The sequence below is a fragment of the Flavobacterium ginsenosidimutans genome, assembly GCF_037478105.1.
Lineage (GTDB): Bacteria > Bacteroidota > Bacteroidia > Flavobacteriales > Flavobacteriaceae > Flavobacterium > Flavobacterium ginsenosidimutans.
Genome location: NZ_CP147988.1, coordinates 3,802,845 through 3,818,199, shown reverse-complemented (window position 1 = coordinate 3,818,199; position 15,355 = coordinate 3,802,845). Strand labels below are relative to the sequence as shown.

The following is a 15,355-nucleotide window of genomic DNA, read 5'->3' as shown; positions in this document are numbered from 1 at the left end:
TAGCTACTAAAACGTAAGTGTAGCTTTTTTTCCATTTTTTTGTTTTTTTAGCGTCCATTTTTATTGCTTTAAATCTTGTTTAGGAGCTTCAATTGGCTGTTTTAGAGATATAATATTCGATAATAATCGATATGCTCCAGAAACACCTTCTGGCAATTCTCTAAAGAAACTCAAACCCGTGTAAATATAATATCCTTTTCCGTATGGCGCGACAAGTAAAGCTCCGTCTTTAGCAGATTCACCTTTATCATGCGACGAAATAATAGGAGTGAAGGCAGAGTCATATTCATTTGGATAATACAAACCTTGCTCTTGTGTCCATCCTTGAAAATCTTTTTCCGAAATTTTATTTGGCGTATTTAAAACAGGATGATTTGGCGCCAAGAAAGTAATTTTAGCATTTTCTTCTGTCACACGATCATTTGACAATTTTAACGGATATGGCGCAATTTTATCAGTTACCAATTTTCCATTTGTGTTGTACTGAACAATCATGTTTTTTCCGCTTTTTACAAAATTGAAAAGTATATTTTGTTTGTTTGCCAAAGCATTAACGGTATTGTAAGCACGAATTCCTGTAATAACAGTGCTGAACGAATCTAGCTTTTGAGGTGTAATTTCTTCAGGTTTTAAAATAGTGACTTTGTATCCCATTTGAGTTAAACTTTCAGGGACTTCGTCTCCAGCGCCCATGATATAAGCAATTGCATCGCCAGAAGTTTTTAAATCTATTCTAATACACTTTGATTCAGCTGGTTTTAAAACCATTTGTTTCGTAATATGGCTGAAATCTATAATAGTTTCATCTTTGTCAAAACGTTTATTGTCTACAACGGCAACGCTTTTCGCCATAACTTCTTCTGGATTTACAGGAGGCGTTACTTCAAAATAAAATACCTGTTCATTTCCTTTTTTGTCTAAAGTAAACGGAATTTCTTTAGGAGAAACAGACCAGCTTTTTGGTAATTCTAATTGTAGATTTCCTTTAACATCATCTTTTCCAGCACGAACTTTTACTGGAATCATTTTACTTTTAGTATTAGTAAAAAGTAAAACTCTTTCTAAAATTGAAGTTGTAACTTCTGGCACAATATCAAGGAAATTATACATTTCGCCTTTTACGCCATCATTGTATTTGTAAACAACAGTGCGCTCAAACGGAATTTCAACGTTATTAATTTTTACATTAAAAACAACTTTTGTATCGCGAATAATATCTGGAGTACCAATAATTTCTTGATTAGAAACAGTGTACATTCCAACAGTTGCTTTTTCTTTTAACCAATATGGCTGTGTATATTCTATATCGTTTGGAAGCTGTAACTGTAAATTGATCTTTTGATCGTTATTGTTTTTTAAAACGCTGTTTTGAGTTATCGTTTTATTATCTGGAAGTGTTGTTACACTAACTAACTGCATATCAACAGAACATCTATTGATTGCTTCAAGTGTTAATTTAATTGTGCTTCCCGGAGTTGCTTCCTGTTCATTTGAAACTGCTTCAAGATATAAACCTGAACAAGAGGCGATAATATTTTTTATAGCAGCAAGTTTAATTGTTTTCCAATGTGTATCGTCTAAAGATTCGATCATGGAATAGGCTTTAACTAAATCTGGAATACTTGCAGATGGATTACTGAAGTTATATTTTGAAACAATCGAAGCAATTAAATCTCCAACTGGTTTTCCGTTTTTAACACGATTCCAACTTGTATCGATTCCGTCAAATAAATTATCGCGCTCTCTTGGAGTTTCACCATTAATTAATTCTAAATATTCGGTTTCTTCACCGCGAACACCAGTACTTCCAAAACCTTGAGATTGGTGACGGCTTCGGCTTAAAGCTGCAATTTCCTGATTCGATTTTCCGATTCCTGTGTAGTAAACGCCTGTTTCTAGCTTTGTAAATTTAGATTTATTTGCCGCATCAAATTTTTCCTGGCTTCCGTAAAACCACCAAGACGGATTGAAGAATTGACGTTTTACCTGCCAAGGAGTAAGATATTTTAATTGTTCAGGATAAATTTTTGGATCATTTGTTAGTTTGAAACTTTCAACGCTCAACATAGCAGAAGAAGTATGATGTCCATGGGTTGTTCCTGGAGAACGGTGGTCAAAACGATTGATAATAATATCTGGTTGAAATTTTCTAATAGTCCAAACTACATCAGCTAGAACTTTATCTTTATCCCAAATATCTAAAGTTTCATCAGGATTTTTTGAGAAGCCAAAATCATTTGCTCTTGAAAAGAATTGTTCGCCTCCATCAATCTTTCTAGCTTCAATTAATTCTTGAGTTCGAATAACTCCAAGCAATTCCCGTAATTGCGGACCAATTAAATTCTGACCTCCATCTCCACGTGTAAGTGATAAATAGCCAGTTCTAGCATTCATTTCATTTGCTAAATACGAAATCATTCTAGTATTTTCATCATCTGGATGCGCTGCAACATACAATACAGAACCTAGAAAGTTTAATTTTTTGATTTGATTGTAAATTTCTACTGAATTTGGTTTTTGTGGCTGCTGTGCAAATGAAATTTGAAAACCTATAAAAAATAAAAGAAAGATTTGAACCTGTATTTTTCGCATATTGTGGTTAATTGTTTTTTTGAAAGTGCCTCAAAAGTACTAATTATTTTACGGAACAGTATTTAAATGAAATGTTAATGATTAATAATTTGAGCAATATTTGAATTACAGAAAGCAAAAAAGCTGCCAGAAATAATCTGACAGCTTTTGAAATTATCTTTGCGAATGTGCTCTAAATTATTTCAGTTTGTTTTCTGTATCAACATAATTTCCTGTAATAGTTACGTTGCTTCCTTTAGTAACTTTACCATAAATTGTAATTGAAGAAGTGCTGCCAATAAAATTGATTTTAGCCCCGCTGTTCAATCTTAAATCTCCCCAGATAACAACAGAACCTTCAATATTCAAAACTGATTTATCATTAATAATAAGCTCTGTTGGGTTTGTCTGCTGGTATTTACCTTGAGATAAAGTTCCTCTCATATTAAAAGTTCCTTGGCTATTTAAAGTCAAATTGCTAAGAACTGCAATAGAACCACAATGTGTTAGAACTGCACCAGAATTGATAATTGCCGAATTAATAGCAGTTGCTCCTTGGTATGATTTAATCTCATTAGAATTCAAGATCAAATCTCTACCTTGATTATATAAACCGTAAGTTAAACAGCTTGCAAATGTAGTATTTGGCTTTTCCATTTTAATGATTTTCAAACCACCTGTCCCGCTGGCAACATAAATATAATCACCGCTAGATTTTACATAGTTTGAAGAACCTGCAATTCCAACAGAACCTAATAAAGTTAGCTGTGTTGCAGATTGGTAAACATTAAGTCCAAGAGCTCCATTTGCAACAAAAGCATATCCATCGTTTACAGAAACAGCATTTGTTACATTGTCTTCAGCAGCAGTTGAAATCCCGATAGTTTGCAATTTTGATCCGCTGTTAATATCATAAACACCAAGACCGTTTGGACCTTCAGAAACTAATAATTTTGTTCCGTCAATATCCATTGTTCTTTTTGCACCGCTTACATCTGTAGATGTCGTAAAGCTTTTTTGCAATGCAAGAGTCGATTGATTATAGATATTAACTCCTTTAGTTCCGCTCAAAGTCACAACTTTATCACCAGAAAGAGCAATTGAACGTAAATCGGCCATTGCAGCTTTTCCAGTAATTGCTTTTGTTGAAGTGCTTAATTTGAATAAACTTCCGTTATCTCCCGTAACTGCAAAATAATTAGACGTATTGGCAGCAACATCTGTTGTAACTCTGCTTTCTAAATAATTCGTTTTTAAAGTATTGGTAAGTAATCCAGAACTTAAATCCATATTAAATACAATTGCCGGATTTCCTGCAAGTTGAGAATCTTTATCTACATCTTTTGCAGCTCCGATAATTAAATTCCCATTTGCGTAAGTAAGAGATGTAATATCCGTATTTGGAATTAAAGCAGAAGTAACCAATTTTGGTTTATAAGGATCAGAAACATCAATAACATCAATTGCTCCCGAATAAACATCGCCTCTTGTGATATAAGAAACATAAGCATAATTTCCGTTCACAGTTACATGACTCGCTTGAAGTATTTTTCCATTAGCATCAACTGGAGGTTTTACTTCAGCAATTTGAACTAAAGGAAAAGTAGTGTTAGTTGTTTCTGTCGTTTTTCCTGTAGCAGAAACATTGTCAACCGAGATAACACCAGAATTTGTAAGGTCAAGTCTTTGATTTAAGGCAGTTTGATCTGTAGTAATTGTAATGTTATTTAACGATTGGTTGTCGTTTTTGTCATTATTATCGTCACAACCAATTAGAAGTGACATTGCTAAAAATGAAAGTAAATAAACATTCTTTTTCATAAATTTCTTTTTTGGATTATAAAATTCGGCGCAAAGATAAAGTATAAATAAATTAATGTAAGGCATTTCTGTTGTTAAACTTATTGCCTTACAGTGATTTATACTAAAAATACAACGTTTTAACAAAAGATCCGATTAAACAAATCATAAAAAAAAGAGAGTACCAAATAAATGATACTCTCTTGTGTTGATTGCTAATGATTTAGCATTATCTTCTTCCGTGACCGTGTCCATGATCGTGATCGTCGTGATCATGTTTGTCATGGTGTTTATCATGTTTGTCGTGTTTGTCGTAATGTTTGTAGTCTTTACGATCGTAACGACGGTCATTGTAACCATATACAGGTCTTGGTTTGTATGGTCTTTGTGGAGCTCCGTGATATCCTTTATAATATTTTACTCTGTGACGATCAAAGTAAGTATAAGGAGTTCTTCCGTGGTAATCTGTCAAAACTACTTTATAACCTCCATACAAATCATAGTTTCTATATTGTCTAGGTAAGTAAGTTGTTCTTACCCATCTTCCTCCTCCGAAATAGATGAATTGCGATGCACGAACATCGTAATAAGCTTCAATATCTGGAAGATAGTAATATTCCATTTCGCTATATCCCACTGGTCCCCAAGCTGGTGGAGTTCCAATATTAACGTTAATCGATACTTGGGCTTGCGTGGCATTTGCAACCATTAGAAATAATCCGGCGATTGCTAATTTTATCGTTTTCATCTTTTTTTTATTTTTAAATGTTAATCTTGTATAGGGATATCCATATACTGTGCCAAAAAAATAAACGGGATGTATTTTATCGGATAAAAATGCATTTCAACGAATACGCTACCTATTATAAAGTTCTTAATTTGTTGATATTGAGTATTCTATCGTTTGTTTTGGAATTTAGAAAAAAAATAAAAAAAATTATTTGTAATTGACAACTCTAGGCTTTGCAAGTTCAAAACTTTGAAGTCCATAATCAGTAGTTTCAAATGTATTTGTTTTGAAAACATTATCACCTTGTTGAGGAATACTTGGGTAATAAGAAAGTGATAGTTGAAACGAGCTAAAAACCAAATAATCATTACTTACCAATAAACCAATAGTAAGTTTAGAATACGGTTTGCTTTTAGTCATTGCGATTTCTGGGCTTCCTAAAACTGCAATAGAATAATTAAAGAAAGGATTTAAACGAAAACCCAATAAAGCATGGGGAGAATAAGTTTGCGTCTGTAATGACAAAACGGCTTTACTTGTTCCATACAAATAACTGTTAAATCCTGCTAAACCATTTTCTTCATTTATGTTTAATTGATCTCCAATAATATCATCTCGATTTATTCCAATAATTACTTTAGGATTCACGAATTGTCTGATTTTCCATTTTCCGACACTAAACAATTTTGTAAAATAATTAGATTCAAACAAAAAAGAAGTCTGATAGGTTTTAGATTGATGAAAAAAAGTTCCAGCTTCAAAATTCATACTTAAAAATCCTAATCGATAATAATTTCCAAACGAAAATTGCGCACCAACATAAGGCCTCCAGAAAGTATTTTTGTATTGATAGCCAAAAGTTACGCCATAAATTCGTCCAATCGGAACGTCTTCGGTTTGTCCATTTCTAAAAATATAGCTGTCTTTAATAAACTTTCGTGTATTTAAACCAATTCCGCTTAAAATTAATTTTTCAGAAGAATAAAAATGATTTGGGTCATAAATCTCTGATGGCGATTCGCTGTAATTGACATTCAAAAATCGGGCAGTAGTAATCAAATTTGTTATTGCCCTATTTTCATCTTCAAACATTTTAAAGGCGTGTCCAGCCCAGAGATCCTGAGAAGTATATTTTTTTGGCTGATAAGCAAACTCGTGATTTGGGTCTTGTATTGCTTGTAAAGTATCTTTTCTGAAGCTTTCATCAACGTAAATTCCGCCCGCCCATTTGGTTAATGGAGAGTAGAAGTCTCGCTCAATATCAATACTTTTAATATAATTATTGTCCAAATCCATATTATAATGAAGGACAGTACCTATATAAGTATTCTTAATATTTGGAACTGTATAGGTTACGTCATTTCCATTTTGTCCATCGCTAAATCGATTGGTAAAACGATATTCTAATTGCTGTCCAGAACCAAAAAAATCCTTTTCTTTAAATCCGACAGAAACTTGATTGCTAGAAATAGAAAATCTCGGAATTGTACTCCACGAGTCTAAAACACGAATAGTAACATCAACAGAATCGGATGCGACGCCAACAGTCTGATTTGAAATTCGAACGGCAGTAACATAGCGTTGCGCACGAATTAAACGTTCGGTTTCTAGAACTTTATAAGTATTGTACGGAGTATTTTTCTTAAAAAGCAATAAATTATAAATCGCTATTTTTTTTGTTTTCAAATGAAGTCGGTTACCCATTCTTTCTCCCCAGTTTTTAGGCATTTGTGTGGTATCGGCAACAGAATGCCCAAAAGGATCTAAGGTAATGATGTTTATTTTTCGGATAATCTTTCCATCATAATGAGTAGAATCAATAGGAACTAGCAATTCTTTGTTTTTTTGTGACTTTTTAGATCTAAAAAACAATTTATGCATGGCTTGCGTAAATTTATTTTTCTTAGAATAATTTCGAATTTTGGTATAGATTTCTGTTGTGTCTTTTTGCGTTTTTGGTTCTTTTTTATTTGTATCTACCTGAGAATATCCGCTTTGTAAGCAAAAGCATAACAAAATAAAAAATAGTATTTTTTTGTTTAAAGACATTCGGTAGTTTTTCTGCTAATAGATTTAAGTTTTATGAATATACGTAATATATAGAAGCGTTATAGCATAACGTTCTTTTTAATTTTCTGTTGTAACTTTTCGTGTTCGCCATCTAAATTTCCGAGGAACATGATTTCCCATGAGATAACCCCATGCGGAGAGGGATTCAATTCGGTCAAAAATGATTTTCAAGATTGCCAAAAGCGGAATAGCTAAAAACATTCCAGAAACTCCAGCTGCGGCGCCTCCAACAATAATTCCCATAATCGAAACAAAGGCATTTATTTCTACTTTAGAATTAATAATTAATGGCACAAGAAGGTTATTGTCAATGAATTGTACAATAATATTCACAATCAAAATTCCAAGAATCACAGAAGTTTCGCCTGATCCCGTTAAAGAAGCTAAAATCGTTATAATTCCAGCGATTGTAATTCCAATATAAGGAATAAGGTTCAAGATACCCGTAATTAATCCTAACAATATGAAATATTTAATACCAATAATCCATAGTCCTAAACTTGTTAAGACAGAAACCACAAGCATTTCGATAATTAAACTTACGATATAATTGTTTATAGAAACTTTTATCTGAGAAAGAATATCCATTAAAACGGGATGATTTTCTTTTTTAATTAATTTGGCTAAGAACAGCTTAAAATGTTCTTTATAAATTAAAAACAGAAAGGTATAGACAATAATAATCATACTGTCTAAAAGAACGTCGCTTACAGATATTATAAAAGATCCCAATTTTGCCTGACCGGTCTTTACAGAATCTTTGGTAACCGAATCCAAATATTTTTTTTGATCTCCAATACTTACCTGAAAATTTTCTCTTATAAATTTATGAATTTCGATAATAAAAGAATTAGCATTTTTCTTTATAGTCTCAAAATCATTAGCCATATAAGTGACTTGATAAGAAATGAAAATCAAGATTCCAGCAATAAAAGATAGAAAAATTATCAGACAGGTAATTGCGGCAAGATGCCTTGGGAATTTCAATTTTGTATTGAAAAAAGTAAAAATAGGCAGTAATAAAACGGCAAATAAAAATGCCATTAATACTGGTGTCAAAATATCTTTTCCGATGCAAAAAATAAATGCAAAACAGATTAAAGTGACAAGAATAAAAGAAAGTTTTGCATAAAATGGTAAAGTTACGGGCCGAGTCATTTTTATTTTATTTAGCTGAATTTATAAAACAAAAATTACAATTAATTTGCCTTTTTACGTTCCAGCTTTTCCTGCGCCCGTTATAAAATTCCCATTACAATTTTAATCGAAAAATTCTCTTTCTTCATATTTTGCAGGAATGATCGAAATTCCTTTTTGCAGTAATAAATTGTTCGGAAAAACTATTTTTTCACCTTCTTTCGTTTTTAGACTTACGTGAAATGTATTGATATCTTCAATTTCAGCTTCGATCGGAAAATCTTTATCATGTATTTTGATTGTATCTCCAATTCTAAAAGGAAACGAGAAGAATAAAACCATTCCAGAAGTTATATTGCTCAAAATCGACCATTGAGCAAACATTGCAACACCAATAACGGTTGCTATAGAAGAAATTGTGATAAAAATATCTTCGGTTTGAACTCCCCAAATAACAATTAAACTTGTTACGACAAGAATGTTCATTAAAATGTTAATGTATTTGATAACCAAATTTGTACGGTGTTCAAATAATTGACTTGTATAGGCAAAACGTCTTATTAATTTGGCAATTACCATTCTTAATACAATCAAAACTCCAATAAGAATGATTGTTGCTATTATTTCGCGACTATACTCTTTAAAAGAAAACATAAATAAATTTTTACACTAAAGTAGTCAAAAATTCATAAACTTTGGCTGTTGGAAGTCCCATAACATTTGTATAAGAACCTTCAACTTTTGCAACTGCCATGAAACCAAACCATTCCTGAATTCCGTATGCGCCCGCTTTATCGTAAGGTTTGTAATTTTCGATATAATATAAAATAGCTTCGTCTGATAAATCATTAAAAGTTACTTTGGTAATATCGTGCAATAGAGTAGAAGAGTCCTTAGTTTTAAAGCAAACAGAAGTAATTACATCGTGTGTAGTATTAGACATCGATTTAATCATTTCGAAAGCTTCTTCTGCGCTTTTAGGCTTTCCTAAAGCTTTATTTTGATGCCAAACAATAGTATCGCTCGTAACTAAAATTTCATTTTCGTTCAATTCGCCTTCAAATGCATTGGCTTTTAGTTTGGCAAGGTAATCGGTGATTTCGACCGCTTTTAATTCTGGCGGATAAATTTCTTCGACATCTTTTAAGCGAATTTCAAAATCAAGATCTAAATCCTTAAAAAACTGCTGTCTGCGAGGAGATCCCGAAGCTAAAATGATTTTATATTTTTTTAGTTTTTCTTTAAGCATTGTATTTGATATTTAAGGCAATAACCAGGATTGATAAAATTCCGAAGAATAAAATAAGTTTTAAAATAGTGCTTAAATGTTGGAAATCTTTTTGTGTTTTAGCACTAAATATTTTTACAATAAAGTATAATAAAGGAGCTAATACTGTTGCAAAAGCATAAAAGATAGTTATATAAAGCTTATTCTGCATGAAATAGGTATTGCTATAAAGCGCAAGTAAAATAAACGCAACAATGGCAAAACCTAAAGCAATTTTAGCGGCTCTGTTTACGCCAATTGCAACTGGAAGTGTATTCATTCCCATATTGTAATCGCCATTTACATCTTCAATATCTTTAACAATTTCACGGATAAAATTAATCATGAAAGCAAATAAAGCATAGTCGGTTAAAATTGAGAAAAGACTTGCCATTTGCGCTTGATTTTCATGAGTTGTAGCAGGAAAAAGATCGAAAACCCCAATGATTAAAACACTTACAGCCAAAAGTAATGCTACAATAAAGTTTCCTACAATCATGATTTGTTTTAATGTTGTTGCGTAGAAATACAATAATGAAGCAATTAAAATGAAAAGTGATGCAAAAGTTGGTCTTTGAATAATATTTGATAAAATAAACCCAATTGCAACACCAGAAACGTTTAAACCAATATAAATGTTGTAAGCTGCTGTTTCGCTTATTCCTTTTCCAACAACAACATCATTTGGTTTATTGATACTATCTGTTCCTACATCATAAATATTATTAATAACATAACCTGCTGCAGCGAGTAAAACGGTGCTTAAAACCAACAATCCATATTGCCAGTCAGCTAATGCAAGCGGAACATCTTGTTGTTTTAAAAAAGCATAACGAAAAAGAAGCTGCATAAAAGCAAGCATTAAAAGGTTTTGATAACGTATAAGTTTTAGGAATTTCATTTTTTTTTCTAAGGTTCTAAGATACTAAGATTCTAAGGGGGCTAAGTTTTTTTATTAACTGAAAACTGCGACTGCGACTAAAAACTTAATCGTGCTGTCCGTTAAAATATTCCATCCATTTTCCCTGTACTTTCATTACTTGTTCGATAACGTCTCTTACAGCTCCGCGTCCGCCTTTTACGTGCGAAATATAACGGCAGATTTTTTTTATTTCAGGGCTTGCGTCTTGCGGACAAGTTGGAAGTCCCGTCAATTTCATGACATGAAAATCAGGAATATCATCTCCCATATACAACACATTTTCAGGTTTAATATTATGGCTTTCAATATATTCGTTAAAAGTTTTTACTTTATCAGGAGTTCCTAAATGAATGTCTGAAATACCCAAATTACGAAGACGAATACGAACACCTTCATTGCTTCCTCCAGAAATAATGCACACGTGATAACCGCTTTCAATTGCTGCTTTCATTGCATAACCATCACGAATGTTCATTGTTCTTAACATTTCGCCTTCATTGGTTACTAAAACAGAACCGTCTGTAAGTACGCCATCTACATCAAAAACAAACGTTGTGATGTCATTCATTAATTCTTTATAACTTTTTGCCATTATGCTGTATAGATTGTGTTAGGATTTTATAGATATTTTTTTTGTTTTCGTTTTGTAAAAAAGCCAAATGGGCATTGATTGTATTAGAATCGTGACGTATAGCCGGACCTGTTTGCGCATCAATTGGATCGAGCGTATTGATTTTATCTGCCGTTTCCTGAATCAAAGGTTTTAATATCGCAAAAGGCAACTGATTTTCTTCACAAATTTCGTGTCCCATTTGGTACAAATGATTTGTGAAATTGCTAACAAAAACTGCAGCGACATGAAGCGCTTTTCGCTGTTCAGAACTTATGGAATAAACTGCAGTAGAAACACTTTTTGCAACGGTTTCCAAAATCTTAAAATCGGCTGTATTTTCTGCTTCCAAGCAAAAAGGAACAATTGAAAAGTCGATATTTTTATTCTTAGAAAAAGTCTGCAACGGATAAAAAACACCGCGTCGATTTTTTGGATCCAAAAATTCAATTGAAGATGTTCCAGAAGTATGCACTACAAATTGATTGTTGAAAGGAATTTGTTCTGAGACCTCTCTGATTGCATTATCTGAAACAGAAATAATATATAAATCTGCTGGCTGTAATTCATTAAAATTTGTAATAATCTTTTCAGAATCAATTAAATGAAGTAAAGCTTCTTTCTTTCTAGAAAAAACCTGTTTAATTTCAATAATTTTATTTGCCGTGAAAGCCTTTATTAAATGCTGTGCAACATTGCCGGAACCAATTATTGTTATCTGAATCATAAGAGCAAAATTAGTATTATTTTTTTAATGCAAAGGGTCTGTCAAATTATTGATAATGGTTTTTTGAAGTTTTTATTGTTCTTTATTTTTTGTTTGAATTCTAACACTTTTTTGATAAAAATCATTGTTTAATAAAACTACCTTTGTTTTGTAGGTATAAACTTTCTAAATTATCAATTTGTTTGAAAAATAGTCCTTATTTTTAGTTTTTATTAACAAAAGGCAAAGACTGCTAATCAACATTTTTAAGTACTTTTGTCGCACTTTTATACAATGTAATTCCTAAGAAATGGATAAAAAAATATTCTCTTTTTTGTTTTCTACACGATTAATGGCCGTTCTTTTTTTAACATTCGCAATTGCAATGGGTGTTGGAACTTTTATCGAAAGTAAATACAATACCGATACAGCCAGAATACTAATTTACAATACTTGGTGGTTCGAAGCAATTATGGCCATCTTTATGATTAATTTCTTCGGAAATATCAAAAAATACCAATTGCTTAAAAAAGAAAAATGGGCAACTCTGTTATTACACCTTGCCTTTGTTTTTATCATTTTAGGAGCTTTTATTACTAGATATATCAGTTATGAAGGAATGATGCCTATTCGCGAAGGCGCAGCAGAAAATCAAGTATATTCAGATAAAACCTTTTTGACCGTTTTTGTTGACGGTGAATATAAAGGCGAAATGAAAAGAAGAGTTTTCGAGAAAAACCTATTGCTTTCTCCTGTAACCAACAACGATTTTACAATCTCTGGAAAATTTGACGAGACTCCTTTTGAAGTTTCGTATTCAAACTATATCATGGGAGCTAAAGAAGTGGTTAAGCCAGATCCAAATGGAACTTTATACTTAAAATTAGTTGAAGCTGGAGCGGGCGGAAGAGAAGAACATTACCTAAAAGAAGGTGAAGTTCAGAACATTCATAATGTTTTATTTGCTTTGAATAAACAAACTGACGGTGCAATTAACATCAATACAACTGGAAAAGAATATACAATCCAGACTCCTTTTGAAGGTGAATTTATGCGAATGGCAGATCAGTTTAAAGGAAAAGTTACAAAAGATAACGTTCAGCCTTTAATGATGCGTTCTTTATATAGTATTGGAGATATTAGAATTGTATTTCCAGAACCTCCAATGAAAGGAAAAGTAGATTACGAATCAAATAACGACTACAAAGCAAAATCGCATACGGATGCTGTTGTGGTAAAAGTAAAAGCCGAAGGACAAGAAAAAGAAGTAATGGTTTTTGGTAATAAAGGCCAAGTTGGTGAAGCTAAAACTGTTAAAATAGGTAATATTGAATATTCTATTTTCTTTGGAAGTAAAGCTTACATTTTGCCATTTAAAATTCGTTTAAATGACTTTATTGCGGAGAAATATCCTGGTACAGAAAAAAGTTATTCTTCATACAAAAGTAAAGTTACTGTACAAGATTCTACAGAAACGTTTGATGCAGATATTTTTATGAATCACGTTTTAGATTATAAAGGATTCCGTTTCTTCCAGTCTTCATTTGATCCAGACGAAAAAGGAACTGTTTTATCTGTAAACCATGATTCATGGGGAACTAATATTACTTACTTAGGGTATTTTCTATTATATATTGGTTTAATGGCAATCATGTTTACCAAACATTCTCGTTTTGGGGATTTGAAAAAGAAACTAGAAAATATTCAAAAGAAAAAACAAAAATTAATTTCGATTTTAGTTTTATTGATTGGTTTGAATGGTTTTGCACAGCAAACGCCTCATGTACATTCTCATGATCATGCACATTCTGCAGATCCAAACGATCATGCTAATCACGTTACAGCTCCACCAAGTCAGAAACAACTTGATTCGTTATTGACTATATATAAAGCACCAGAATCTCACGCCGCAAAATTTGGTCGATTAATTATTCAGGATGCTGGAGGAAGAATGAAACCTATTAATACGTTTTCTTCTGAATTACTGAGAAAAGTAAGTCACAATGATACGTATAACGGAATGAATTCTGATCAGGTTTTCTTATCAATGACGCAATATGCGCAGGTTTGGATTCAGATTCCATTGATTTATATTAAATCTGGAAACGATAGCATTCGTAAAATTATCGGAATCGATTCGAAAGATCAATACGCTCCATTCGTAAAATTCTTTGATGAACAAGGAAATTATAAATTATCTCCTTATTTAGATGCGGCTTACAAAGCAGCAAATCCGAATAATTTTGAGAAAGATTTTGTCGAGACAGATAAAAAAGTTAACTTAATGGAATCGGCATTAAGTGGTAGCATTTTAAGAATCTTCCCAATTCCGAATGATCCAAACCACAAATGGGTTTCTTATTTAGAGCGTGAAAGTGCTGGTTTTAAAGGAATGGATTCTACTTATGTAAAGCAAATTCTTCCATTATATTTTAGTGCTTTAAATAACGGTTCTATTGAGAAAAACTTTGATACAGCAGATAATTTGGTTGAAAGTATTAACGGCTTCCAGAAGAAATTTGGAGCTAAAGTAAGACCAAGTGAAGAAAAAATCGACGCTGAGATTGCTTACAACAAATACGATGTTTTCAAAGTATTGCCTTATTGGTACATTACGGTAGCAATTTTGATGCTTATGTTTACGATCTTAAATATTTTCTTTGAGAAAAAATGGCTTCGAATTACCGTAAATATTTTTCATGTCATCGTAGGTTTACTATTTGTTCTTCATACTTTAGGATTAATTGCACGATGGTATATTTCCGGCCACGCACCGTGGAGTAATGCTTACGAATCTATAGTCTATGTTGCTTGGTCGACAATGTTTTTTGGATTGGCTTTCGATAGAAAATCAAAATTAACGATTGCTTCATCAGCATTTGTTACAGCAATGATTTTAATGGCGGCATATATGAACTGGATCGATCCAGAAATTGCAAATTTACAGCCAGTTCTTAACTCTTATTGGTTAATGATTCACGTTGCCGTAATTGTAGCAAGTTATGGTCCAACTGCTTTAGGAATGATTTTAGGTTTTGTTGCTTTATTATTGATTTTCTTTACAAATGATAAAAACAAAGCCAAAATGGATTTACATATCAAAGAAGTAAGTTACATTAACGAAATGGCGTTGACAATTGGTCTTATCATGTTGACGATTGGAAACTTCTTAGGAGGACAATGGGCAAATGAAAGTTGGGGACGTTACTGGGGTTGGGATCCAAAAGAAACTTGGGCTTTAATCTCGATTATGATCTATGCGTTTGTAATTCACGCTCGTTTTGTTCCAGCTTTAAGAGGAAAATGGTTCTTTAACTTAATGAGTATGTATGCTTTTATTTCGATTTTGTTTACCTATTATGGAGTAAACTTCCACTTAGTAGGTTTACACTCTTATGCAAGCGGAGAAGCACATTCATTAAACTGGATTTATTACTGTTTAATTGTTATTTCTTTAATCGGAGCAGTTACTTATCCGAAATACAGAAAATATTACAAGACTAAAAAAGTAAAGAAAAAACAATCTTAAAAGATTATTTTTA

At 32.3% G+C, this 15,355-nt stretch carries 11 protein-coding genes; 1 reads left to right on the top strand and 10 read right to left on the bottom strand.

Going from position 1 to position 15,355, the window contains the following annotated elements; genetic code table 11:
- Positions 1–60: 60 nt before the first annotated feature.
- The 10 genes from V6624_RS16865 to V6624_RS16820 form a co-directional block, all read right to left on the bottom strand.
- Positions 61–2,592, bottom strand: coding sequence for a PIG-L family deacetylase (locus tag V6624_RS16865; RefSeq protein WP_338839473.1), 2,532 nt, complete (start codon positions 2,590–2,592; stop codon positions 61–63).
- Between the two features lie 177 nt (positions 2,593–2,769).
- Positions 2,770–4,392: a hypothetical protein gene (locus tag V6624_RS16860; RefSeq protein ID WP_338839472.1), complete on the bottom strand. Its 1,623-nt coding sequence runs from the start codon at positions 4,390–4,392 to the stop codon at positions 2,770–2,772.
- 208 nt (positions 4,393–4,600) lie between these two features.
- Entirely contained in the window at positions 4,601–5,119 is a 519-nt protein-coding gene (locus V6624_RS16855; RefSeq protein ID WP_111283983.1) for a hypothetical protein, read from the bottom strand.
- 189 nt (positions 5,120–5,308) lie between these two features.
- Positions 5,309–7,150 carry a hypothetical protein gene (locus tag V6624_RS16850; protein ID WP_338839468.1) on the bottom strand — a complete coding sequence of 614 codons (1,842 nt, stop codon included), beginning with the start codon at positions 7,148–7,150 and terminating at the stop codon, positions 5,309–5,311.
- Positions 7,151–7,228: 78 nt separating this feature from the next.
- Positions 7,229–8,329, bottom strand: a complete 1,101-nt coding sequence (locus V6624_RS16845; protein ID WP_338839466.1) for an AI-2E family transporter — start codon at positions 8,327–8,329, stop codon at positions 7,229–7,231.
- A 102-nt stretch (positions 8,330–8,431) separates the two neighbouring features.
- Positions 8,432–8,962, bottom strand: a complete 531-nt coding sequence (locus V6624_RS16840; RefSeq protein ID WP_111283977.1) for a mechanosensitive ion channel domain-containing protein — start codon at positions 8,960–8,962, stop codon at positions 8,432–8,434.
- Between the two features lie 10 nt (positions 8,963–8,972).
- On the bottom strand, positions 8,973–9,557 hold the full coding sequence (locus V6624_RS16835) for a Maf-like protein (protein WP_338839463.1): 585 nt from the start codon (positions 9,555–9,557) through the stop codon (positions 8,973–8,975).
- Positions 9,550–10,476, bottom strand: a complete 927-nt coding sequence (locus V6624_RS16830) for a geranylgeranylglycerol-phosphate geranylgeranyltransferase (RefSeq protein ID WP_111283973.1) — start codon at positions 10,474–10,476, stop codon at positions 9,550–9,552. The genes V6624_RS16835 and V6624_RS16830 overlap by 8 nt, the downstream gene beginning before the upstream one ends.
- A gap of 85 nt (positions 10,477–10,561) precedes the next feature.
- Complete coding sequence (locus V6624_RS16825) at positions 10,562–11,089, bottom strand: HAD-IIIA family hydrolase (protein ID WP_338839462.1); 528 nt, start codon at positions 11,087–11,089, stop codon at positions 10,562–10,564.
- Positions 11,073–11,834, bottom strand: coding sequence for a Rossmann-like and DUF2520 domain-containing protein (locus V6624_RS16820; RefSeq protein WP_338839461.1), 762 nt, complete (start codon positions 11,832–11,834; stop codon positions 11,073–11,075). Before V6624_RS16820 ends, V6624_RS16825 begins: the two co-directional genes overlap by 17 nt.
- Before the next feature lie 289 nt (positions 11,835–12,123).
- On the opposite strand from V6624_RS16820, the gene ccsA reads away from it, so the two are divergent.
- Complete coding sequence (ccsA, locus tag V6624_RS16815) at positions 12,124–15,342, top strand: cytochrome c biogenesis protein CcsA (RefSeq protein WP_338839460.1); 3,219 nt, start codon at positions 12,124–12,126, stop codon at positions 15,340–15,342.
- Positions 15,343–15,355: the final 13 nt, after the last annotated feature.